Below are 22,855 nucleotides of genomic sequence, written 5' to 3'. Positions count from 1 at the left end.
CCGATGTATGTAGCCGTCAAAGGTGGTGAAAAGGCCATCGAAAACGCCCATGCCTGGCTGGCTGAGGAGCGTCGGGGCGATACCGACATCACCGATCTGAGTATCGCGCAAATCCGCGAACAGCTGAGCCTTGCCGTCAATCGGGTTATGGCCGAGGGGTCCCTGTACGACCCGGACCTCGCGGCGCTGGCGATCAAGCAGGCGCGCGGGGATCTGATCGAGGCGATCTTTCTGATCCGTGCCTATCGCACCACGCTGCCCCGGTTTGGCTATTCCAATCCGGTCAAGACGGGGGATATGGCCTGCGACCGTCGCGTCTCGGCCACGTTCAAGGACGCGCCGGGGGGGCAGGTGCTGGGGCCGACCTTCGACTACACCCACCGCCTACTGGATTTCAAACTTGCCGCCGATGGAGAGGTTGCCCCCGCGCCCGAAGGCGATGCTCGGCAAGAACCGACACCGCACATCACCAGCTTCCTCAAGGGTGAGGGCGTTATTCAGAACGAACCACTCAGCGAAGATGCACCGGGCGACCTTACACGGGAGCCGATGGAGTTTCCCTCGAACCGCCCTCTGCGCTTGCAGGCCCTGACCCGCGGGGATGAGGGGTTCGTTCTCGGCATGGCCTACTCAACCCAGCGCGGCTACGCCCGCAATCACGCGTTTGTCGGCGAATTGCGGATCGGCAAAGTAGCGGTCGAGATGGACATCCCGGAGCTGGGTTTCGCCATTGAGATCGGTGAGGTCGAACTGACCGAATGTGAAACCGTCAACCAGTTCCAGGGCTCCAAGACGGAACCGCCGCAGTTCACCCGCGGCTATGGTCTGGTCTTTGGGCAGTCCGAGCGGAAGGCGATCTCGATGGCTCTGGTCGACCGGGCGTTGCGTTGGAAAGAACTGGGCGAAGACAATCTGGGGGCCGCCGCGCAGGATGAGGAATTCGTCCTCAGCCATGCGGACAATATTCAGGCCACCGGGTTCCTCGAACACATCAAGCTGCCGCATTACGTGGATTTCCAATCCGAACTGGAACTCGTGCGCAAGCTGCGCCGCGAGGCGGAAGAACGAATAGCACCCAAGGAGGCTGCAGAATGAAAGCGGTGGTTTTTGATATCGGTGGCGTGCTTGTCGATTGGCAGCCGCATCTGGCCTGGGTCGAGGAGCTGGGGTCGGAAGACGCCGCACACGCCTTCATCAAAAGGACAGATTTCCTAGCGCGCAACGCGCGGGGCGACAATGGAGAGCGTTTCGCCGATATGGCGCAGGAGCTTTCGGACCCGCGCGATCAGGAGCTGTTCGCAGCCTATGTCGGCCTCTACGCCCGCACGGTCGAGACACCGATCCACGGCACATGGGACGTTCTGGACCGCCTGAAGACGCAAGGCACGCCGGTCCACGCCATCACCAATTGGTCGGCGGAAACATGGCCCGAGGGGCTGAAGGTTCAACCACGGCTGGGCGAGGTCTTTGGCACGCTGGTCGTGTCGGGCCAGGAGGGCGTGATGAAACCCGACGCGCGGATTTTCGAAATCCTCTGCGAACGTTCCGGCCACGCGCCCGAAGACTGCGTGTTCATCGACGACGGCCTGCACAATGTCAAAGGTGCACAGGCAGTGGGCATGGACGCCATTCACTTCACTTCGCCACAGGCTTTGGATGCCGCGTTGACTGAAAGAGGTTTGCTATGACGGAGTACAACTTCGCCTATCTGGATGAGCAGACCAAGCGGATGATCCGCCGGGCGATCCTCAAAGGGTTGGCGGTTCCGGGGTATCAGGTGCCCTTTGCCAGCCGCGAGATGCCGATGCCCTATGGCTGGGGTACCGGCGGTGTTCAGGTCTCGGCAGCAACGCTGACGCCCGACGATACGTTCAAGGTGATTGACCAGGGCGCGGATGACACGACCAATGCGGTCTCTATCCGCAAGTTCTTTGAAAACACCGCGGGTGTTGCGACCACGGAAGAGACTGAGAAAGCCTCCGTCATCCAGACCCGCCACCGCATCCCCGAGGCAAAGCTGACCGAGGATCAGATCCTCGTCTATCAGGTCCCGATCCCTGAGCCTTTGCGCTTTCTCGAACCACGCGAGACCGAGACGCGAAAGATGCACAGCCTTGAGGAATACGGGCTGATGCATGTGAAGCTCTACGAAGATATCAGCCAGCACGGCGCGATCTCGACCTCTTATTCTTATCCGGTCAAAGTGTCTGACCGCTATGTGATGGACCCGTCGCCGATCCCGAAATTCGACAACCCGAAGCTGGAAATGGACGCGATCCAACTGTTCGGCGCGGGGCGCGAACAGCGGATCTACGCGGTGCCGCCCCATACCAAAGTCGTCAGCCTCGATTTTGAGGACTACCCGTTTGAGGCCTCCAAAGCGAATCACCCCTGCGACCTGTGCGGGGCCGAGGACAGCTATCTGGACGAAGTCATCATGGATGACGCGGCCAATCGGATGTTCGTCTGCTCGGACACGGATTATTGCCGGTCGCGCCGTGAGGCGGGCCACCAAGGCCCTATGACCAGAGAGGACGCGGCATGACTCCGCTGTTGCAAGTTAAGGACATCGAAAAAAGCTACGGTGCCCGGATCGGATGTACGGATGTCAGTTTTGATGTCTATCCGGGTGAGGTGATGGGGATCGTTGGCGAAAGCGGGTCGGGCAAATCGACGTTGCTGAATTGTCTGGCAGGTCACCTAGAACCCGATGCGGGGCAGGTGATCTTTGACACCCGTGCAGACGGTCCGGTGGATACGGTCACCATGTCCGAGCCCGAGCGGCGGATGCTCAGCCGCACGGACTGGGCCTTTGTTCATCAACACGCCCGTGATGGGCTGCGCATGCCGGTCAGTGCTGGCGGCAATATCGGCGAGCGCCTGATGGCCGTCGGCGATCGTCTTTACGGTGACATTCGCGACAAGGCAATCGATTGGCTGGGTCGGGTCGAGATCAGCGAGGCGCGGGTCGATGATCGCCCCACTGCGTTCTCGGGCGGGATGCAGCAGCGCTTGCAGATCGCGCGCAATCTGGTGACGGGGCCTCGGCTGGTGTTCATGGATGAACCGACCGGAGGGCTGGACGTCTCAGTTCAGGCGCGGCTTTTGGATCTGTTGCGCGGATTGGTGCGTGAGATGGGGCTGAGCGCAATCATCGTCACCCATGATCTGGCCGTTGTGCGCCTGTTGGCGGATCGGTTGATGGTGATGAAAGACGGCCATGTGGTGGAAACCGGCCTGACCGATCAGGTGCTGGACGATCCACAACATGCCTATACGCAGCTGCTTGTGTCCAGCGTTCTGCAGGTTTGAGTATTTGGGAAAAGATGAAGCGATGATTCAGCTAACAGACGTCAGCAAGAGCTTTACCCTGCACAATCAGGGCAGCGCGGTCATTCCGGTGATGGAGGGTGCCTCGCTGAAGGTCGACGCCGGTGAATGCGTTGCCCTGACCGGGGCCTCGGGCGCGGGCAAATCCACCTTGATGCGGGTGATCTATGGAAACTACCTCGCGGCCTCTGGAACAGTGCTGGTCGGCGGGTTGGACGTGGCCAACGCCCAACCGCGCGAGATTCTGGCGCTGCGGCGTGAGACGCTGGGCTATGTCAGTCAGTTCCTGCGGGTTGTCCCTCGAGTCCCGACGCTTGAGGTCGTGGCCGAGCCTCTATTGGCGTTGAGCTGTGACCGGCAAGTCGCTTTGGACAAGGCGGCGGGGTTGCTGGCGCGGTTGAACATTCCCGAACGGCTTTGGTCGCTCAGCCCGACCACGTTTTCGGGCGGTGAGCAGCAGCGCGTGAACATCGCGCGCGGCTTTGCGCATGACTACCCGGCGATGCTGCTGGACGAGCCGACGGCCAGCCTGGACGCGCTGAACCGGGAAACGGTTCTGTCGCTGATAGAAGAGGCCAAGGCCCGTGGGGCCGCAATTGTCGGGATTTTCCACGACGTCGAGGCGCGGGAGCGTTTGTGCGACCGTTCGGTCAATGTCTCGGAGTTCACGCCCGGACAGGCAGCATGAGCCTTGCACCCGTCATAGCGGTTGTTGGCCCGTCAGGCGTTGGCAAGGACAGCGTCATGGCTGCACTAGAGGCCCGCGCGTCGGGGGTTCAGCGCCTGCGTCGCGTGATCACGCGGCCCGAGGGGGAAGAGGGTGAGGATTTCGACCGGGTCTCGGTCGAAATGTTTGAGCAGATGGTGCTGGATGGTGCCTTCTCGATGCACTGGCAGGCGCATGGGCTGCATTACGGTGTGCCGGTGCAGATCGCGGAACAGCGCACGCAATGTCAGGCTGTTTTGGTCAATTTCTCCCGTGCGGTTCTGCTGCAAGCGCAAGAGGTCTTTGGGGACCTTGTTGTGATCTCCCTGACCGCCGATGCAAAGGTTCTGGAACAACGCCTTGCGGCACGGGGGCGTGAAACCACAGAAGAACAGGCTAGGCGCCTTGGACGCGCCAAAGCGCCGCTGCCCGAAGGGTTGCGCCGTGTGATCGAGATCGACAACTCGGGCGCGCTGGACGATACGGTCAGCGCGATCCTTGCGCGGCTTCAACCGGAAAGGGCGTAGCGATGGATCAGGTGAAAACGTCCATCCTCGGCCTCGCCCATCAGGGCCAGATCCTCGATCCGGAAGGGTGCGGGCAACTTCGGGGCCAGATGCGCGCGCAAAGCCGCTTCGACCTCCGCCAGCACGGGTTTTGCCAGTTTTCCGCTCAGCGTGATGTGGAACCGGAAGGCCTCCAACACGTAAGGGTAGCCCCACTGTACCAGATTGACGTCCTGTTCCGGGGTCAGGTTTGCCGCGCGTCGGCGAGCCAGTTCGGCCTCGGACGCAGGCGCGCGGAACGCGTCAAGCTCTTGCACACAAGCCGCCGCGAGGGTGTTCAGGGCATGGGTCTCTCCGACCGGGCGCAGGGCCAGAAACCGGCCCAGCCGCGCGATCTCAAGCCCGTCCAGCGAGACCGGCGCATGGCGCGCGGCCAGCGTGGCGCAGGCCTCGTAGAGCGCCTCCACCGTCTGCCCATCCCGCAGCCGGAAAGGAGGTTTTATCGTCGCGTGCAACCCGTATTTGCGCGGCACGTCGGTGATAGATGCAACGTCGATCCCATCCACAGCGGGATGCGCCACCGGTACCCCGGCTTCCATGTCCCAGCCCAACCAGCTGGTTGCAAATCGCGTCCACTCTGCATCGGCAGGGGGGGCATAGTAGATCGCGTATCGCGTGAATGTCACATTGGCCTCCTATTGCGTGGCCCTTTCAATAGCTCAAACTGTGTGAAGTTCAGATGACAGAAGAAATGATCCTTGCCAATGCCACGCTCGTTCTTCCGGACGAAACCGTAACGGGGAGTGTTCGGCTCGTAGGAGAGAGCATTGCGGACATCGACACAGGCGCTTCGGTTCCTGCGGGTGCGGTTGATTGTGAAGGCGACTATATCAGCCCGGGTCTGGTCGAGCTGCACACGGACAACCTTGAGCGTCACATTCAGCCACGCCCCAAGGTCGACTGGCCCCACGCCGCCGCGATCCTCGCCCATGATGCCGAGCTGGCAAGCACCGGGATCACAACCGTGTTTGACGCAATGCGGATCGGGTCCATCCCCTCAGGCTCGGCCCGGTATCTGAAATACGCGCGCGGGTTGTCGCAGGAACTCTGGGACCTGCGTGAACAAGATGCGCTGAAGATCAGCCACTTTCTGCATCTCAGAGCCGAGGTGTGTTCCGAAACTCTGGTCGAGGAGTTGGACGAATTCGGCCCCGAGGACCGTGTTGGCCTTGTCTCGATCATGGATCACACGCCGGGTCAGCGGCAGTTTCGCGATCTCTCGAAGCTTGAGGCCTATATGAAGGGCAAATACGCCATGGACGATGATACGTTCATGCAACACGTGGCCCATCTGAAAGGGCTGCGCGATCGCAACGGCGAAAAGCATGAGGTTGAGACCGTCAAGGCCGCCAACCGCTTTGGCGCGGTTCTGGCCAGCCACGATGACACGACGGAAGAGCAGGTTCAGGTCTCCGCAGGCCACGGCATTCGTCTGGCTGAGTTCCCGACAACCGTCGAAGCCGCCCAAGCCTGCCACACGCACGAGATCAAGGTCATGATGGGGGCGCCGAACATCATCCGGGGCGGGTCGCATTCGGGCAATGTCGCCGCGCAGGAGCTGGCCGAGCTGGGCCATCTGGACATCATCTCGTCTGATTACGTGCCCTCGGCGCTGCTGCTGTCGGCTGTGCGGCTGGGACAGATGTGGGACGACATTGCCCGAGGGCTGAGGACTGTGACCCAGGCCCCGGCACAGGCCGTGGGGCTAGACGACCGAGGCGTGTTGCGCACCGGCGCCCGCGCGGATCTGATCCGGTTTCGCATGCGGGCAGGTGTTCCCGCCCTGAATGCGGTCTGGTCGCGTGGGCGGCGCGTCGCCTGATCACGCCATGTAGAACAGGTAGCGGTCCGGAGCGATGGTTTCGGGCCCCTCGATCTGATCGAACCCGACAAGAGGCTGGCCCGAGATCAGCAATCCTCCGGGCTGCATCACCTGCGCGATCAGGGGGCTGAGGCGCGCCGCCTCGGCCACGTCCTCCGCTTTGATCCCTCGGCCGAAATCGTAGTGCGCCATCGCCATCTTGTGGCCTGCGCTGGCAAGCTTTTGCAGCATCGGTTCGGCCTCGCCCTGCAGGAAATCCTGTTCCGGCGGAGTGCTGTCGGGGTGGCATTGCAGAACGCGATCCATCACCCAGATGCGGCGCTCGGGCAGGATTTCACGCAAATGGTCATAGGTGCGCCCATTGCCGAGCCCCATGTCCAGCACATCGCCTTTCTGATCAGCGATCTTCGCAGCGGCCCAGTTCAGCCCGTCGCGTTGCGCGGTCAGGCGGCGCAGCATGGAATCCAGTCGGCTCATTCGGGGTCTCCGTTTCCGTGTCTGGGGGCGGTCCAGAGGGTCGCCGGCCCGTCCAACAGGTGTTTCAGAAAAGCTTCGGTAAAGGCCCAGATGTCTTGATCATGGACCAGATGATGGGTCAATACGCCAAGCGGTTCGCTGTTGTCGGCGCGCTCTTCCCGGCGATCCCGCAGCAGCGCGGTGGCTTTCTGTATCAGCGCGGCAGGTGCTGCCAAACTGCGGCTGCCACGCCAGTCGATCGGGTCGATATGGGTGTTCACCTGCTCCAACCCCGGCGCGGCCTGTGCCGATGTCCGAGGGGTCGCGGTCGAGAGGATTTCATACCCGAGATCAGGCAGACGCGCGGCAATCTCGGGCGCGATACGGTTCCACGGCGGAACGAACAAGGGACGCAAACTGTTCGGAAACAGAGACCGCAAACGCGTCATACCGGCCTCGGCGTCCTGCAAGATCGTCTCCATGGGACGGTGCAGGCGAAATTCGGATTTCTTTTCTTCTGGCGGAGCGTAGTTTTCATGCGCCCAGCCGTGGACAACCGGTATCAGGTTCGGCCGTTGCGCCATGTAAGAGGCCAGTTCGCTTGTCGCATCACGCGGGATGATCGCCAGGTGAACCGAAATCCCAAGCCGTTCGGACAAAGCCGAGAGTTGGTCCAGCTGAGGGGTCGGAGCAATCGCATCGTCGTCCCGCCACCACAGCGGAAAAGACAGCCCTTGGTCGCGCCAAATGGCCAGTTCTGCGTTCAATATGTGCCAATCAGCCATCATCTGCGCGCGTCCCAGAGCCCCTGAACAATCTCAACACTGCGCTGCGCTCCGTCGAAGCCAAAGCCATGCGTCGAACGGGGTACGTCAGAAATGACCCTCTGCAGCGCTTCGGAAAGACGGGTCGCGTCAAGGTCCTTGCTGGGAAGAACCTTCATCGCCGAAAGTGCAGACAGGCTTTGCCCGCGCAGGCTTTGTTCCACTTCGTTGCCGTCATCAAACGGCACCATCACCGCCGGAGTACCCGATTGCAGCAGGTCCATCGCGGTGTTGTAGCCGCACATGCTCACCGATGCCGCCGCATGAGGGAGCATTTGCCGAAAATCCGGGCGCAGGGGTTCGATGACAACGGGCGCGCCTTCCACCAGTTGCGACAGTTCAGAAATGCGCGTCTGGGCATCACGCCCGCCCACCAACAGGCGCCAGCGCCTGTTGGGTATCTTTCGGGCGGCCTCGATGGCCGCGCGAAAGATCGGCTGCCCCACCGATCCACCGCCTGCGCTGACCAGAATCTCTCCCTCACCGACACCGTCCGGATGGGGCTGCGGTGCAACCGGCGCGACAAAGCCGGTATAGTGCAAATACCCGGACAGCCGGTCTGAGACGGGCCAGCTGACACTCAGCGGTGTGATACGCTCATCCGCGTGAACCAGAACACCGTCATAAAACGCGTCAATAATCTCATCGGCCCGTTCGGCCTTAGAGGGTTTGGATGGTGGTGCCAGAATATCACGGATTGAGCTTAGGATGACGGGGCTGTGCGGCAGTGCCCGCGCGGCGGTCAGAGCAGCCTCGAATTCATCCGCCAATACGCGGCGGCCAAAGGGGAAAAGCTCGGTGATCAACACGTCCGGCTGGAACGCGCGGACGGCCTCAACCAACGCCACGGTCCGCGCGTTGCGATAGTTTTCATCAGCCTCTTTGCCGTCCTCACCCAACAGCCGGGTAAAGTTGGTCCCGTCCGAGCGCAGCGGCGGCAGGCCAAACAGCGTCAGGCCAGAGCTATCGAGTTGCGGCGCAGGCATGCCACCAGACACCACCATCACTTCATGGCCGGCACCCGCGAAGGCACGCCCCAGCGTCAAGGCTCGGCTCAGGTGCCCGGTTCCCAACAGGTGGGTGACGACAAGCATCACTTTCATGTCGTGGCCTCGCGCTTGATCAGGCGGACCGGCTCCGCTTCGGGCGTCATCGTTTTCATGTCGATGACGTAGAGCCTGTTGCGCTTGATTTTGAAAGGGGCGGGGCCTTCAAAATCCCATCCCCAGGCGCGCGCCAGAATGACCCGCATGATGCCGATGTGACATACGGCCAGGGCGTCTTGCCGGAGTTCCGCCAGCCAAGGCACGAGGCGATCTGCAACCTCAGCCGGGCTTTCGCCATTTGGCGGGCGATAGTCCCAACCCCAGTCTTCGATATGCCGGTAGCCGCTGGACGGGTCTGCAATCAAGTCCACACCGCGCAGCCCCTCCCAATCGCCCCAATTCATCTCGATCAGCACATCGCTGGTCATCGGGGCGCGGCCCGAGACGATCTGCGCCGTCTCACGCGCGCGCCGCAACGGGCTGGCCCAGATCTGAGCCTGCTCCCAAGAGGCGGGCAAGGCGTATCCGGACAGTTCAGCCCGCGCTTCGGGGTCCAGCGCGATGTCGCTACGCCCCTGAATCTGTCCGGCGCGATTCCACGGCGTATGACCGTGTCGCAGCAAGGCCAGTCTGGTCATGCCGAATCCTCCAACAAGGGGCGGATGGTCTGCCAGAACCGACGCGTCGCGCCCGGCATCAGGTGGCGAACAGCCACGTATTTGCGGGCCTCGCCCCCTAAGCGTTGCCGTTCTTCGCCGTTCCGCAACAGGGTCTGCATGCGCTGGGCCAGGCCTTGCGCCGCTTGTTCGACACTCGGGTAGTCCGAAGGCGAAAGTACATCGCGAACGCCGGGGCGGTCTTGTGCGACCACGGGCAGGCCTGCGGCCTGAGCTTCAAGATAGATCATGCCATAGGCTTCGTTGACGCCGGGCCAGACCAGAAACCCCGAACTCTGATAGAGTTGGCCCAGGCTCTCTTGGTCCAGTTGGCCAAGGAACGTGACCTTTTCGCCGAACGGGGCCATGAGTGCTTCAACTTCAGCTCGGGCCGGTCCGTCGCCTGCGATTTGCAACTTCCAATCGCCGGTAAGGAGCGTCAGAGCTTCGGCCAGCAGCTGATATGAGGCCAGCTTGTCCCCGTGCCGCATCATACCGACGGCCAGCATCGGTCCTTCGGCCGCGGCCTGAGGGGGCAAATCAGTGATCGGCAGAAATGGTGGCAACTCGACCAGAGCCTGAGTGCCAAAACGGTCACGCTCCAACGTGATCAGGTCATTTGCGGTGTGATAGAAAATCACCTTCGCTGCATCGCAGGCCTCATGGGCGGATTGCGCGAATCCTGCCCAAGGCCCCTTCAGGCGGCTGCTGGCCCGTGTGCTTTCCATTTGAACATATGGGATCTGTCGCGCCGCGCAGACCTGCGGGCCGATCAGGTCCGGGGCTTTGTAGTAGTTGTGGTATGTCACCCAAAGCGAAGTGTCTCGCGGCAACTCGGTGATCAGGCGTTGAGTTTCGGCTTCGGCCGCCGCGCGCAAGGCGTGCTGTTTGGCGGTATCTCCGTGCTTGTCGTAGATCCGCAGCTCGGAGATAAGGTCGACATGATCCCCCTCGGCGGCAATGGCGGTGATCAGGTTCCGCGCCATCTCGCGGTCGCCCGAAGGGGTAGGGCTGTGCGGGGACTTCATGGGGGCGTAAAACGCCACGCGAGTCATCAGACCGTTTCCAGGCACAAAGCGTTCAGCCGATCCGAAAGCTGCGCGATACCCGGGTCCATCCGGAACTCCGCCAGCAAACGGTCATAGGCGGCCCGGGCCATTTTGGCGGTGGCTTCGGGATTGCTCGCTAGTGCCAGCATCGCGTCGGCCAGCGCCTTTGGATCGTCATCCGATAGGATGCCGTGGGTGCCTGAGGTGATGAACTCAGGAATCGCGGACACCGGCGTCGAAAGGATCGGCAGGAGTTGCGAGGCAGCCTCCATCAACACATTTGGCAACCCATCGCGGTCACCATCCTCGGCAATGCGGCTGGGCAGGACGAAGAGGTCGGCAGAGCGCATGGCCTCAATCACTTCGGGCTGATCGCAAGCGCCTTTCCAGCTGATCCGGTATGCGATGCCGGCTGCCGTGGCGCGGTCGCGCAGGACGTCCCCCAAAGCGCCGCCGCCGATATGGGTCCAGTGCCAGTCCAGCGCCTCGGGTAGCAAGGCCAAGGCATCAATCAGACGGTCGAAGCCCTTTTTCTCGACCAGTCGCCCGACCGAGATCATGTGAAACGGCCCATCCGCTGCTCGTAGTTTCCGGTCCGGCGGGCTTGGGAAACGTGCAAGGTCCAAACCGTGGTAAATCAGGTCAACGCGTGCGGGGTCATCCGCCAGCTCCCGCAGATGGGCGGCCCCTATAGCGGTGCAGGTGGCGCCAAAGGCGGCCCCATGGGTCGCCGCTTGCAGCTTTTCGCGCTTTTCCCACTCTGGCGAGGTCCAGATATCCTTGGCGTGGGCCGAAAAGCTCCACGGTACACCGCGCATGATGGCGGCATAGCGCGCCACCGATGAGGGCGTGTGCATGAAATGGGCATATAGCGCCTGCGTCGAGCCCGGTAGTTCGGCAGCCAAAACGCAGGCCTGTCCAAAGCGGCGAATGCGGTTGTGGGTCGGGTCGCGGCGCAGGTCCTGCCGCCACACGCGGTAGGCCTCGGCATAGCCCGGCAAGCGCTTGGCGATGGCCCGTGCGGCCCAGACACGCTGTGGTTCTTGATAAAGGTATTCAGGCAGATACCGTACCTGCCCCTTGAACCGGTCATGCAGAGGGTGGCGTTTGGTGTCTGTCGGGTGGCGCAGGGACCAGATGTCAAACTGATGCCCGGCCTCCTGCAAGGCGACCAGTTCCTGAGCAATAAACGTCTCGGACAGGCGCGGCCATCCTTTGACCAGCACCGCGAGTTTCGGGTATTGGGATGTCATCCGGTCGCTCGTTCCTGTTCCCGGTGCAGCAGCGCATCGATGCGGCCTGTTACATAGTCCAGCCCGTCCAGCAAGCCGTCGCTGATCGCCTGCGAGGGTAGTGGCTGGCGCGGTAGCTCGCGGATGGCGCGGATCATCGCGTCGGTCGTCAAGCCGTCGCGCTGTTCGTCCAGCATCCGGACAAGGCCAAGATTTTCAGCGCGCGAGGCGCGTATCCATTGTTCCAATCGAGGCGTGGTGCGCGGTACGATGACGGCGCGTTTGTCGAAAGATAGCACCTCACAAAACGTGTTGTAGCCACCCATGCAGACAACGCCCGCGGCCCCGGCAAAAAGCGTTTCGATCTGGGATTCGAACCCGACAGCCGTCACGCGCCCGTTCAGCGCGGCCACGCGTGTTTCAAACTCATCGCGCGACTCACCGGACAGGAAGGGTCCATAGACCAGCACCGCGCGGGGCGACAGGGTCGGGTCCTGTTCGTAGGCCGAGAGGACCAGATTGACCATCGCCTTGCCGTCGCCGCCGCCACCGGGCGTGATCAGGATATAGGGCTGTTCCGGGGGCTCTCCGACCGGGCCGAGGTCGCGGCGCAGATAGCCGGTCCAGTGTAGGCGTGATCGGGCCGCTGCGCTGAGGGGCAGACCCTCGGTCGGGTCGTAGATCGAATGCAATCCATAGACCCAGATTTCGTGATAGAACCGCTCGGTCGCAGCGATCGCGTCCTTGCGATCCCATTCGGCGGCCAGAACCTCAGGCTCGTCCAGAACATCGCGCAGGCCCAGAACCAGCTTGGTGTCGCAGGACTGTTCGAGGAATTCCAGCGTAGGAAGCAGCTCCCCGCGAAAACCGGTGGGTTCCTTGTCGACGATCAGGACGTCAGGATCGAATTGCTGAACGGCTGTCTTGATCAGGCTCGAGCGCAGCTCGGTCACCTCATCAATGCCCATGCCAATCGTGCGAGCCGCGTAAGATCCGTCCGAACGTTTGGTTACACCCGGCAGGCGCACATGGTCGACGCGGCGGGGAAAGGTGAAACGCCCCGCCACAGGCGAGCCGGTCAGGATCAGGGCGGATGCGCTTGGGTCGGCTTCGGTCACCGCCGCCGCCAGCGCGCGCGAACGGCGCAAGTGGCCTAACCCAAAGGTATCGTGGCTGTAAAATAGCAGGCGCGGCGCGCGGTCCGGATTGTCTTGTTTTTTGCCTAGGCTCATAGGGTCGCCCGTCTTATTGGTCTGGGTACTACATCCGCGCGTATGCAAGCGTTACCGTATATCCTTATGCTGCGCTTGCCAAAGGGGAAATCGCCCGCTTGCAAATGTGCCAAACATGGCGATTTGGCAACAGGATATTGAGGATATGGGTTCAATTTGCACCAGTCTTTGCCGTTTCGGTCAAAGCGCGAAAAAGGGCGGGCGGGAGGATTTGAACACGTCCAACAGGTTCTGTACGGTGTGCGCCAGTGAAGAAATTGGATGCAAGACCCTATGAAACCGAACTTTCTGGCCGCGACGCTTTTGGCATTTTGGGCTCTGTTGTTGGCGTTTCCAGCCAGTGTGGCGGCGCAGACCGCGCTGATACCGGGCTATAGTTCAGGCTCCGCGACAGAAGAGGCTGCAACCAACGACAGTGATCTCGCCGACGCGATCCGAACCGCCACTGAGGCTGGTGCCAGTGTTATCGTCATCGATAGTTCGGGCAATCTGGTCTCCACCGCGGGCGAGCAGCCCGAAGTGGAATCGGCTGAGGCTGACCCCATGGCCGAGGCCTCGCAACTGATGAGGACACAGGCACGATTCACCAAGTTCCGTGAGTCGGTTCAGTCACGTCTTGAGGCACTGCCCTATTCGGTGTTCGAAGTGGAGTATATCCTGCGTCAGACCAGCCCAGATGGCCGTATCCAGACCTATGTCGAGGTTCTGGGCTGGAACATCCTCTTCCTGCTGCTAGGGCGATGGCTTTCAACCGAGATCTACGGCAAACGGATCGCCAAACGCTGGGTCGTGGCACGGATCAAGGAAAACCCGCAGGGCTATCGCGAGAAGATGCCGTTTCTCGTGTACCGCTTCGTGATGGGGATCGGCGGCACGATTTTTGCCATGTTGATGGCATTGATCGTGGGCTATCTGTTCTTTGGCGAGGCCGAAGATATCTCGATCCAGTTTACCGTGACCGCGATCTTCACGGCCTTTTTCCTGTCCCGCACGATCTCGGACCTGTGGCGAATGGTGCTGTCACCTTACCTGAGCCAGTATCGCTTGCCGCCCTTTTCCGACCGCCACGCCAAGCGGCTGTATATCTGGGCATCGGCGGTGGCGACCTATGATGTATCGGTCGTTCTGTTTTCGACTTGGGTGGCGGATTTTGGTCTGAACTACAACGTCTACGCCTTGGTCTACGGGTGCTTGACCCTGTTCGGGGCCTTCTTGAATATTCTGATGATCCTGTTCAATGCCGGGGCCATTTCAAACGCGATCCGGGGCGGGCGGGCACCGTCTCAAGTCTCGTGGATTCTGCGCTTCATCTCATTTGCTTGGGCTCCGGTGCTGATCCTGTACATCGTGTTCAGCTGGTCGAAGCTGGCCGTGGATCTGGTGCTTGAGAATGAAAACTCGGTCCCGATTGTGGCCAGCAGCTATGCGATCTTCATGTCGGTTGTCGTGGCCTACGGCGCGATGAACTACCTGCTGGAGCGCTATTTCGATCGCAACCGCAAGATCGAACAGATCAACGCCGAGTCAGAGATTGACGCAGAGGCACCCTCGCCCGAGGCGGTACAACGCAAGCACGCCATTCTGACATATGAGGACCTGGCCCGCCGAGTGGCTGGCATTCTGGCCTTTGTTGTAGGCAGCTATGCGCTGGTGGTGATATGGAACCCGGATGCCAGCTGGAGCGAGGATCTGCCAATCGGGCGCGCGCTGGACGTTATGGTGATCCTGTTCATTGGATACATCCTGTTCAATTTCTTCCGCATCTGGATCGACAGCAAAATCGCCGAGGAGTCCGATGATGGCTCCGAGGCCGAGTTGGGCGATGAAGGCGGTGAAGGCGGTCAGAGCCGCTTGGCCACCTTGTTGCCCTTGTTCCGGGGGGCGATCCTGGCGGTCGTTGTCGTAACGATTGTGTTGATCGTTTTGATGGAGCTTGGCATTAACGTCAGCCCTCTGTTCGCTGGTGCTGGTGTGGTGGGTCTGGCCGTCGGGTTCGGATCGCAGACCTTGGTGCGCGACATCTTCTCGGGCGCCTTCTTCCTGTTGGATGATGCCTTCCGCAAAGGGGAATATATCGACATTGGAGATGTAAAAGGGACGGTCGAGAAAATCTCGGTCCGCTCGTTCCAGCTGCGCCACCATCTGGGTGCGCTGAACACTATTCCCTTTGGGGAGATCAAAGTTCTGACCAACTATTCGCGTGATTGGGTGATCATGAAGCTGCCTCTGCGCGTGACCTATGACACGGATGTTGAGAAGGTGCGGAAACTGATCAAGAAACTGGGTCAGGAGTTGCTGAGCGATCCGGTGATTGGCGACAACTTCATCCAGCCCTTGAAGTCGCAGGGCGTGATCGAGATGCAGGATTCGGCGATGATCATCCGGGTCAAGTTCATGACCAAACCAGGCGATCAATGGCTGGTGCGCAAAAAGGTGTATCAGGACATCCGAGAGCTATTTGCTCGCGAAGGTATCAAATTCGCACATCGTGAGGTGACCGTTCGTCTTGCCGATGGCAAAGAGGCCGAAGATCTGACCCCGAAACAGCGCGAGGCAGTGACTGGCGCGGTACAAGCGGCGATTGATGAGGACTATCTGGACGATATCGGACCGGGCGGCGACGACCGCTAAGACGGTCCTCCCGCCCCTTTGGGCTGCGTCTCCGGCGAGACGCCTTCCAAAGCGTTGGGCCGCGCGTGCCGCGCGGCGGTTGACGCATCAGGGCCAGGTTGGCTCGGATGTGCCCAGTTGTGGGGCGGGCAGGTCCCACCTCATCACCGTCTGACCAATGGTCAGTGCGGGTTTTAGCCGGTGGCCAGGGCCCCAACCGGACTGTTCGGTTTCTTCGCAATAGTCGGATTGGTTGGCCGTGATCGCACCTTGCCCTGTGTCGGTCTTGCCAAGAATGGCTAGCAACTCGGCGCTGCGCGCCAAAGACAGATGGGCGTGCATGATTGAATTTCCCGAGGCTGCCTCGGCCAGTGCAGAAAGAACTGCGGCTGCCATCAGGTATCCGGTCGCATGGTCCAGAGCCTGAACTGGCAGCGGGGTGGGTTTGTCAGCGTTGGCCCATTCCATCCCCGCATGGGCAATGCCTGCGCTCATCTGAACGAGACTGTCGAACCCTCTGCGTGTGGCCCAAGGGCCCTGCCAGCCATAGGCGTCCAGAGTGACCTCGACCCGGTTGGGGGCCAGTTCGTCACGCTTTGCTTTACTAAGCCCCAGAGCCTCAAGCGCGCCGGGGCGGTACCCGTGGATGAATACATCTGCTTGTGACAACAGGTCTTGCAGGTGGGTCAGGCCCTCGGTCGACTTCAAGTCCAGATAGGCGCAGCCTTTGCCCAGTGAGATGTCGGGGATAACGCCCGGCTCATCCCAGCCCGGAGGGTCGATGCGCAGCACATCCGCGCCGAATCCGGCCAGTGTGCGGGTTGAGACGGGACCCGCCAGAACGCGGGTCAAGTCTAGGACGCGTAGGCCGGCAAGCGGGCGTTCGGCTGTTGCAGCCGGGCGGTCTCGCAAAATGATCCGACGTGGATTCTGCCAACTGATCAAAGGGTCGCGGCTGACGGCGCGGCCTTGGGGATGGTCCAACCACTCGGCGCGGCTGCGCATGGCGGCTGCGACGCCGCCCTCGGCTACAACAGCGCTCTCGAGGTCGGCGATAGTCCAACTGCGCAGGGCCTGTGAGACCACGTCGCGGTCGGCTTGTGTGCCTAGAACTTTCAGGGCGGCAGCCCGGTGGTGGGGCAGGTTGGTGTGCAACCTGATCCAGCCGTCAGACGCGCGGTAGTCGCCTGCGATGGCGTCCCACAGGCTAGGCATCTCCCAGCCATCGGGCTTGAAGGAATAGCGATACCAGAGCGAAGCGAGGCGGTGATCCACCGTGATCTCTGGCGCGGTTGGTGACAGGTTTGCGGTGGCCATGTACCGAGCCAGCTCCTGAGCGACCGCCGCGAAGCTGGCGGTTGCGAGCTCGGAGACGGCAAAGGCGCTGGGCAGGGTTCCCTCGCCGGTAGTGCGATAGCTGTCGGCCGCCGGAAGAGAGGATAGCAGGCTCATTGCTGATAGGGGTCCAGACTGTCGCGCAACCCGTCTCCAAGGAAGTTGAAGGCCAGAACGACGACGATGATCGGCAGCATGGGAATGGCCGTCCACGGGTAGATCTCGATCGAGGCGAGGTTCTGCGCGTCATTTAGCATCACGCCCCAACTGACCGCAGGCGCACGCAGGCCGAGGCCGAGGAAGGACAGCGCGGTTTCACCCAGGATCATTGCGGGAATCGACAGTGTGGCCGACGCGATCAGGTGGGACATGAAGTTCGGCAGCAAGTGCTTGCGGATCACCCGGCCGGAGCTTGCGCCCATCATCTCGGCCGCGCGGACGTATTCTTCTTCCCTCAAGGATAGGAATTTGGCGCGGACGGACCTGGCGAGGCCTGGCCAGTCGAGAATGCCGAGGATGATCGAGATGATGAAGAAGACCGCGACGGGGCTCCAGTTCGAGGGTACGGCGGCGGACAAGGCGAGCCAGAGCGGCAGTTCGGGTAGGGATCGCAGGACTTCGATCACCCGGTTGATGGTCCAGTCGATGCGCCCTCCGAAATACCCGGCCATCGAGCCGAAGAGGATACCAAGGAAGAACGACACTGAAATGCCGATCAGACCCACGGTCAGCGATAGCTGCGCGCCATAGAGGATGCGGCTGAAGATATCGCGGCCCAGCCGGTCCGAGCCCCATAGGAACAGCGTCGCGCCATCAGGGGCACAGAACAAGTGGGTGTCAGACGGGATGAACCCGGCCAAGCGATACTCGGACCCTTCACAGAAGAACTTGATCGGACGAGGATCCTCGGTGTCTGGAATGAACTTCCACTGGAAAGTCTCTAGATCTGCCTCTGCGGTGATGGGGTAGACATAAGGCCCGATGAACTCGCCCTCGTGGAACCAGTTGATCGATTGGGGCGGGGCGTAGAGGTGCTCTCCGTTCCGGTCATTGGGGCCATAAGGGGCGATGAAGCCAGCAAAGGGCAGCATCAGGTAGCACAACAGCAGGAAAACGCCCGAAATCAAGCCCAGCTTGTGCGTGCGGAACTTGCGCCAGACCAGCACCCAGTTCGGGGCGTCCAGATCGGCGCGCTCGAGCTGTTGGACCGAGGCCTGCGGGTCGAACGGTGCGTGATCGACATAGCGATCATCAGGGCGTTGGGTCATGCGTCTCGCCCCTCATACCGAATGCGCGGATCGAGCATGACCAGCAGGATGTCCGAGATCATGGTGCCGATCAGGGTCAGCAGGGCCACGAACATCAGGATGAACGCTGACAGAAACTGGTCCTGCGTTTTCAGTGCCGTCAGCAGGGTCGGGCCAATGGTTTGCAGGCCCAACACGACCGATACCAGAACCGAGCCGGACACCATCGAGGGCAACAGGTTGCCGATGTCGGCGACAAACGGGTTGAAGGCCACGCGCAACGGATACTTGGTCAGCATCCGCGATGGGGCCATGCCCTTGGCAACGGCTGTCTCAACATAGGGCTTGCCCAGCTCGTCCAGCATGTTCGCGCGCAGGCGCTGCATCATGGCCGACGCGCCCGAGGTGCCGATTACGAAGGTCGGCACGATCAGGTGGACAAGGATGGATTTCAGCTTGTCCCAACTCATCGGTTCGCCTTCGAATTTGGGATCCATCAAGCCGCCGATGGGCAGGTTGAAATACTGATGACCGTAGTAGAACAGGATCAGCGCCAGCAAAAAATTCGGCGTGGCCAGACCCAGATAACCCACGAAGGCCGAGGTATAGTCGATCCAAGTTCGCGACCGCGCAGCGGCGATCACGCCCAAGGGTAGGGCGACGGCGTAAACGAACAGGATCGCGGCCAGATTGACCACAACCGTCAGCCAAAGCGTATCACCCACGATATCCGAGACGGGACGGTCGAATTCAAAAGACCAGCCGTAATTGCCTTGCAGTAAGCCTTCGAACCCGTGGGGGCCGGGCCAGAAGCCCATCCAAATCAGGTATTGCTCCCACATGGGGCGATCCAAGGCGTACTCGGCTCGCAGAAACTCGGCCTTGGCGACACCGGCGGACTGGCCGGAGGCCTGAAGCTCGGCGATCTGATTGCTCAGATAGTCGCCGGGCGGCAGGTTGATGATGACAAATATCAGAACCGAGACCACCAACAGTGTCAGCAGCATCGTGAAGAAGCGATAGACCGCATAGCGCAGCATGATCATTTAGCTGCTCCTGCTCAGTCGACCAAAAAGAACTCATCCGGGCGATGGACGCCGAAATGCGCGCCGGGTTCCCACGCCCACATGGCCTGCTCGGGGACATTGCGCAAACGGTTCGATACGACAATGGGCTGCGGTGCGCCGTTCAAAATGCCGATCGCGTATAGCTGGTCAGCGTGGATTTCCAACATCTCGGTCCAGACGGCAGCGCGCTGTTCATCCGTTGTGGCGGTCTCCCAGTCATGGACCAAAGTCATCAGGCGCTCAGCCTCGGGCATGTCGGGCGCCTCACCCACTTCGCCGCCGGTCTGATAGTACTGTCCCCATTTTGGCCAAGCGAGAAACACCTGATCCGTCGGGGCCAGATAGGCGGGCGAGGTGTGGACTTGAGGAAGCCCGTCATCCCAGCCAAACCAGACTGAAGCCATGGTGTTGCCTGCAAAAACCCGGTTGCGCAGAATATCGCGATCCAACGGGCGCATCACCAGATCGACGCCAATCTCGCGCCATGTGTCGGTGACGATCTGCAGGGCGTTTTCGACCTCCTGCCGCTCACCAGCGGTTTCGATGATCAGCTCCATCGGGCGCCCGTCGGGAAGCAGCCGAATGCCGTTCTTGTCGCGCTCAGCCAGCCCAGCCTCGTCCAACAGGGCGTTCGCCAGATCGGGATCATACTGGGCCCAGGCCTGGGCGTTTTCCTCGCTGTAAAAAGGCGAGGCAGGCAGAACCGCCATCGCGCCCGGTTTTGCCAGTTTGAAATAGAGCGCCTGGTTGATCGTCTTGCGATCAATCCCCAAAGACAGGGCGCGGCGCACGCGCACGTCTCGCATTACGTCCCGCCAAACCTCATCCGCGTAGTTCAGGTTCGGATAGATTGCGATCTGCGAGGCGACACCGGTTTTCCAGAGTAATGTCTTGTAGTTGCCAACCGCCTCACCCTTTTTCAGGATCGAGGCATCCCGGAACGCCAGACCACGCCCCTGCAGGTCGGTCTCACCCGCATTGGTCTTTGCGGCCACCAGCCCGGGGGCCACAATCTCCATCTCGACCACGTCGATATAGGGCAGTTGCACCCCTTTGGAGTCGATGCGGTGGTAGTACGGATTGCGGACGAAGTTGTGGCGGATTTTCTTGCCCGAGCTTGCGTTTAGCCAGGGCTGAAGCGTGGGCAGCTTGTGGTTGTCGAACTTGTAGAGGTTGTCGAGTTTGTTGTGCAGGGCCGCCCAGCTTTTGACGCGGGCATCATCGACCTGCGCGGCCAGATCCTCGGGATCAACATAGTTTTCGTGATATTGTTTCAGAAAAGCCGACGGGCGGTAAATGAAGGGCGGGCGGGCCTGTGCCAGTGTTTGCAGAAAATCCGGGTTCGGATCATCCCATTCGTAGACTACTGTCGTCTCATCCGGGAAAGAGACGGTTGGGGCCTTGCCCTCGACGATCAGAAAATCAGGAGGTCCAGAGGGGCTGAGCAATTCGTTGTTAGCGACATCTTCCCACCAGTACCGGAAATCTTCGGACGTAAACGGTGAGCCATCTGACCACTTATGTCCTTCGCGTAAATGCAGCGTGAACTTGCGGTTCCCGTCATTTTCGAACGAGGCCAAAATGTCGGGCACGATATTGTAATTTCCGTCAAACCCAACCAACCGGGCGTAACCGTAGACGACCATCTGCCGGATATCCTTGGACCGGGTCACCATGGTCCGCATTGTGCCGCCGGGGATGCCGAATTCACGCCCCTTCGCAGCCAAATCCACCACCAGAGGGTCTTTGGGTAGGCGTTCCGAAACCGGCGGCAGATCGCCGGCATTCACCTCAGCCGACCAAAAGCTGCTCTCTTGCGGGACCGGCACATCGGCCAGCGCGGGCAGCGTCCAGCCAAAGGCCAGAGCGGCGGCCAGGATCAGAGGGCGAGTGGTCTTAAACATGGCAACGTACCTTATGGCCCGGTTCCAATTCCACCAGCGAAGGTATCACGGTGTCCGAGAAACGAAAGGCCTCATCCCAACTGTCCGGCGCGCCGGCACCCAGAGAGACCATTTGCAGGTCAATCGGGCGGTTGATGTCGGGTTCTGGTTGAGCGGCAATCAACGCCTTGGTGTATGGATGGCGCGGATTGTAGAAGAGTGTTTCGGGCGGGGCTTGTTCGACGATCAGCCCACGACGCATCACAGCGACTTCGTCAGCGATACGGGCGACTACGGCAAGGTCGTGAGAGATGAAGAAATAGGACAGGTTCAGGCTGTCCTGCAAGTTTTCCAACAGTGTCAGGATTTGTTCCTGAACCGACACATCCAGCGCAGAGGTAGGTTCGTCACAGACAATCAACTGCGGGTCCAGCATCATGGCGCGCGCGATGGATAGGCGCTGCCTCTGCCCGCCGGAAAACGCATGCGGATAGCGTTTCAGCATGTCCGAGTTCAGCCCCACGCGCTGCAGCATCTCGGCCGCCTTGTCGCGTTGCTCCGAGACCGAACCGATACGGTGGATTTCCAGCGGCTCAGTCATCGCGTCCTGTATGCGCATCCGTGGACTGAGTGAGCTGTAGGGATCCTGAAACACCATCTGCGCCTTTCGTTGAAACGCGGTGCGCTGGGCGCGGGTCATCTGGTGGACCGGGATCGGGGCTTCGTCCGGGGCTGTGCAGAACAGAACCTCTCCGCCTGGGTCGGGCAGTTCAGCGCCAAGGGCGATCCGGGCGGCTGTGGTTTTGCCAGAACCGCTTTCGCCGACAATCGCCAGTGTCTTGCCACGCGCAAGCTTCAGGTCGACGCTGCGACAGGCATGGATCTGTTTGTCGGCTTGCCAGCCCTTGCTGGAGCGCATCGTGTAGGTCTTGGAGACGCCTTTCATATGCAGGATCAGGTCTTCGTCAGGCATCGGAATGCCGACGGCGTCCTGATCTGGAATGGCCGGGGCCGCATCGAACAGTTGTTTGGTATAAGGATGGGCCGGCGCGGTCAGGATGGGGGCGGCGGGGCCTGCCTCCATCACGCGGCCCTTGTGCATGACGACGACCTGCTCGGCCATATTCGCAACTACGCCTAGATCGTGCGTAACAAGGATCAGCGCCATCCCGGTTTCGCGCTGAAGTTCCTTGATCAGCCCCAAAACCTGAGCCTGTGTGGTTACATCCAGCGCAGTGGTCGGCTCGTCAGCAATCAGCAGTTCGGGTTTGGAGACCATCGCCATGGCGATCATGGCGCGCTGGCGCATACCTCCCGACAGCTCAAACGGATAGGAGTCATAGGCCCGCTGGGGATCTGGAAAGCCCACGCGTTCAAACTGGGTCAGTACTTCCTTACGGGCCTGCGCCTCGGACGCCCCGCGATGCAGCCAGAGGACCTCGCTGACCTGATTGCCGATCTTGTGCAGTGGCGACAAAGATCGCATCGGCTCCTGAAAGATCATCGAGACGCGGTTGCCGCGAATGCTGCGCATCTCCCGCTCGTTGATTTGCGTCAGGTCGGCCTGGCCCTTGGAATCATTCAGAATAATCGAGCCGCTGCGAATCTGCGCTACGCGGGGCAGGATACGCAACACGGCCCGGCAGGAGATTGTTTTGCCCGAACCCGACTCACCCACCAATGCTAGTGTCTGTCCGGCCTCCACGTCGAAATTCACGTCTCGCACGACTGAATCCGCCGTGCCGAAACCGATGCTGAGATCTCTGACAGACAACAACGCAGTCATTCGGGTTT

At 61.0% G+C, this 22,855-nt stretch carries 21 protein-coding genes; 8 read left to right on the top strand and 13 right to left on the bottom strand.

Going from position 1 to position 22,855, the window contains the following annotated elements; translation table 11 throughout:
- The first annotated feature begins 3 nt into the window (after positions 1-3).
- From ACR3FB_RS13040 to phnN, 6 genes are read left to right on the top strand one after another with little or no spacing between them, the layout of a single operon-like run.
- Positions 4-1,095 (top strand): carbon-phosphorus lyase complex subunit PhnI, encoded by a 1,092-nt coding sequence (locus ACR3FB_RS13040; RefSeq protein ID WP_170719607.1) that lies wholly within the window; start codon positions 4-6, stop codon positions 1,093-1,095.
- The gene (locus ACR3FB_RS13035) at positions 1,092-1,688 is read left to right on the top strand and encodes an HAD family hydrolase (RefSeq protein ID WP_170719606.1); all 597 of its coding nucleotides are present in this window, start codon (positions 1,092-1,094) and stop codon (positions 1,686-1,688) included. The genes ACR3FB_RS13040 and ACR3FB_RS13035 overlap by 4 nt, the downstream gene beginning before the upstream one ends.
- Complete coding sequence (locus ACR3FB_RS13030; RefSeq protein WP_480563289.1) at positions 1,685-2,545, top strand: alpha-D-ribose 1-methylphosphonate 5-phosphate C-P-lyase PhnJ; 861 nt, start codon at positions 1,685-1,687, stop codon at positions 2,543-2,545. Before ACR3FB_RS13035 ends, ACR3FB_RS13030 begins: the two co-directional genes overlap by 4 nt.
- Positions 2,542-3,312, top strand: a complete 771-nt coding sequence (gene phnK, locus ACR3FB_RS13025; protein ID WP_480563291.1) for a phosphonate C-P lyase system protein PhnK — start codon at positions 2,542-2,544, stop codon at positions 3,310-3,312. Before ACR3FB_RS13030 ends, phnK begins: the two co-directional genes overlap by 4 nt.
- Positions 3,313-3,334: 22 nt before the next feature.
- On the top strand, positions 3,335-4,018 hold the full coding sequence (gene phnL, locus ACR3FB_RS13020) for a phosphonate C-P lyase system protein PhnL (protein WP_480563293.1): 684 nt from the start codon (positions 3,335-3,337) through the stop codon (positions 4,016-4,018).
- Entirely contained in the window at positions 4,015-4,563 is a 549-nt protein-coding gene (phnN, locus tag ACR3FB_RS13015; protein WP_425083976.1) for a phosphonate metabolism protein/1,5-bisphosphokinase (PRPP-forming) PhnN, read from the top strand. The genes phnL and phnN overlap by 4 nt, the downstream gene beginning before the upstream one ends.
- On the opposite strand, the gene ACR3FB_RS13010 is transcribed toward phnN, so the two are convergent.
- Positions 4,545-5,228, bottom strand: coding sequence for a DUF1045 domain-containing protein (locus tag ACR3FB_RS13010; RefSeq protein WP_480563295.1), 684 nt, complete (start codon positions 5,226-5,228; stop codon positions 4,545-4,547). The genes phnN and ACR3FB_RS13010 overlap by 19 nt on opposite strands.
- A gap of 53 nt (positions 5,229-5,281) precedes the next feature.
- Between ACR3FB_RS13010 and ACR3FB_RS13005 the strand changes: the two genes are divergently transcribed.
- Positions 5,282-6,424 (top strand): alpha-D-ribose 1-methylphosphonate 5-triphosphate diphosphatase, encoded by a 1,143-nt coding sequence (locus ACR3FB_RS13005; protein ID WP_480563298.1) that lies wholly within the window; start codon positions 5,282-5,284, stop codon positions 6,422-6,424.
- Here ACR3FB_RS13005 and ACR3FB_RS13000 read toward each other — a convergent pair whose 3' ends face one another.
- From ACR3FB_RS13000 to ACR3FB_RS12970, 7 genes are read right to left on the bottom strand one after another with little or no spacing between them, the layout of a single operon-like run.
- Entirely contained in the window at positions 6,425-6,901 is a 477-nt protein-coding gene (locus ACR3FB_RS13000; protein WP_480563301.1) for a class I SAM-dependent methyltransferase, read from the bottom strand.
- Positions 6,898-7,668, bottom strand: a complete 771-nt coding sequence (locus ACR3FB_RS12995; RefSeq protein ID WP_480563303.1) for a polysaccharide deacetylase family protein — start codon at positions 7,666-7,668, stop codon at positions 6,898-6,900. The genes ACR3FB_RS13000 and ACR3FB_RS12995 overlap by 4 nt, the downstream gene beginning before the upstream one ends.
- Entirely contained in the window at positions 7,665-8,807 is a 1,143-nt protein-coding gene (locus tag ACR3FB_RS12990) for a glycosyltransferase family protein (protein ID WP_480563306.1), read from the bottom strand. The genes ACR3FB_RS12995 and ACR3FB_RS12990 overlap by 4 nt, the downstream gene beginning before the upstream one ends.
- The gene (locus ACR3FB_RS12985; protein ID WP_480563309.1) at positions 8,804-9,388 is read right to left on the bottom strand and encodes a histidine phosphatase family protein; all 585 of its coding nucleotides are present in this window, start codon (positions 9,386-9,388) and stop codon (positions 8,804-8,806) included. Before ACR3FB_RS12985 ends, ACR3FB_RS12990 begins: the two co-directional genes overlap by 4 nt.
- Positions 9,385-10,461 carry a glycosyltransferase family 4 protein gene (locus ACR3FB_RS12980; RefSeq protein ID WP_480563311.1) on the bottom strand — a complete coding sequence of 359 codons (1,077 nt, stop codon included), beginning with the start codon at positions 10,459-10,461 and terminating at the stop codon, positions 9,385-9,387. The genes ACR3FB_RS12985 and ACR3FB_RS12980 overlap by 4 nt, the downstream gene beginning before the upstream one ends.
- Positions 10,461-11,708: a glycosyltransferase gene (locus tag ACR3FB_RS12975; protein ID WP_480563313.1), complete on the bottom strand. Its 1,248-nt coding sequence runs from the start codon at positions 11,706-11,708 to the stop codon at positions 10,461-10,463. Before ACR3FB_RS12975 ends, ACR3FB_RS12980 begins: the two co-directional genes overlap by 1 nt.
- Positions 11,705-12,919 (bottom strand): glycosyltransferase family protein, encoded by a 1,215-nt coding sequence (locus tag ACR3FB_RS12970; protein WP_480563315.1) that lies wholly within the window; start codon positions 12,917-12,919, stop codon positions 11,705-11,707. Before ACR3FB_RS12970 ends, ACR3FB_RS12975 begins: the two co-directional genes overlap by 4 nt.
- Before the next feature lie 273 nt (positions 12,920-13,192).
- On the opposite strand from ACR3FB_RS12970, the gene ACR3FB_RS12965 reads away from it, so the two are divergent.
- Positions 13,193-15,550, top strand: coding sequence for a mechanosensitive ion channel domain-containing protein (locus ACR3FB_RS12965; protein ID WP_480564960.1), 2,358 nt, complete (start codon positions 13,193-13,195; stop codon positions 15,548-15,550).
- A gap of 87 nt (positions 15,551-15,637) precedes the next feature.
- On the opposite strand, the gene ACR3FB_RS12960 is transcribed toward ACR3FB_RS12965, so the two are convergent.
- The 5 genes from ACR3FB_RS12960 to ACR3FB_RS12940 are packed head-to-tail and all read right to left on the bottom strand — an operon-like array spanning position 15,638 to position 22,847.
- Entirely contained in the window at positions 15,638-16,981 is a 1,344-nt protein-coding gene (locus ACR3FB_RS12960) for a CoA transferase (protein ID WP_480563317.1), read from the bottom strand.
- A complete protein-coding gene (locus ACR3FB_RS12955) occupies positions 16,978-18,132 on the bottom strand; it encodes an ABC transporter permease (RefSeq protein WP_480563319.1) in 1,155 nt (384 codons plus the stop codon). The genes ACR3FB_RS12960 and ACR3FB_RS12955 overlap by 4 nt, the downstream gene beginning before the upstream one ends.
- Positions 18,129-19,157, bottom strand: coding sequence for an ABC transporter permease (locus ACR3FB_RS12950; RefSeq protein WP_170377562.1), 1,029 nt, complete (start codon positions 19,155-19,157; stop codon positions 18,129-18,131). The genes ACR3FB_RS12955 and ACR3FB_RS12950 overlap by 4 nt, the downstream gene beginning before the upstream one ends.
- A 14-nt stretch (positions 19,158-19,171) precedes the next feature.
- Complete coding sequence (locus ACR3FB_RS12945) at positions 19,172-21,082, bottom strand: ABC transporter substrate-binding protein (RefSeq protein WP_425083963.1); 1,911 nt, start codon at positions 21,080-21,082, stop codon at positions 19,172-19,174.
- Positions 21,075-22,847 (bottom strand): ABC transporter ATP-binding protein, encoded by a 1,773-nt coding sequence (locus tag ACR3FB_RS12940; protein ID WP_480563321.1) that lies wholly within the window; start codon positions 22,845-22,847, stop codon positions 21,075-21,077. The genes ACR3FB_RS12945 and ACR3FB_RS12940 overlap by 8 nt, the downstream gene beginning before the upstream one ends.
- Between the last annotated feature and the right edge of the window lie 8 nt (positions 22,848-22,855).

This window comes from Ruegeria sp. AO1 (assembly GCF_056535985.1).
Note: the sequence above shows the minus strand (reverse complement) of the source record. Positions and strands in the feature narration are given on the sequence as shown.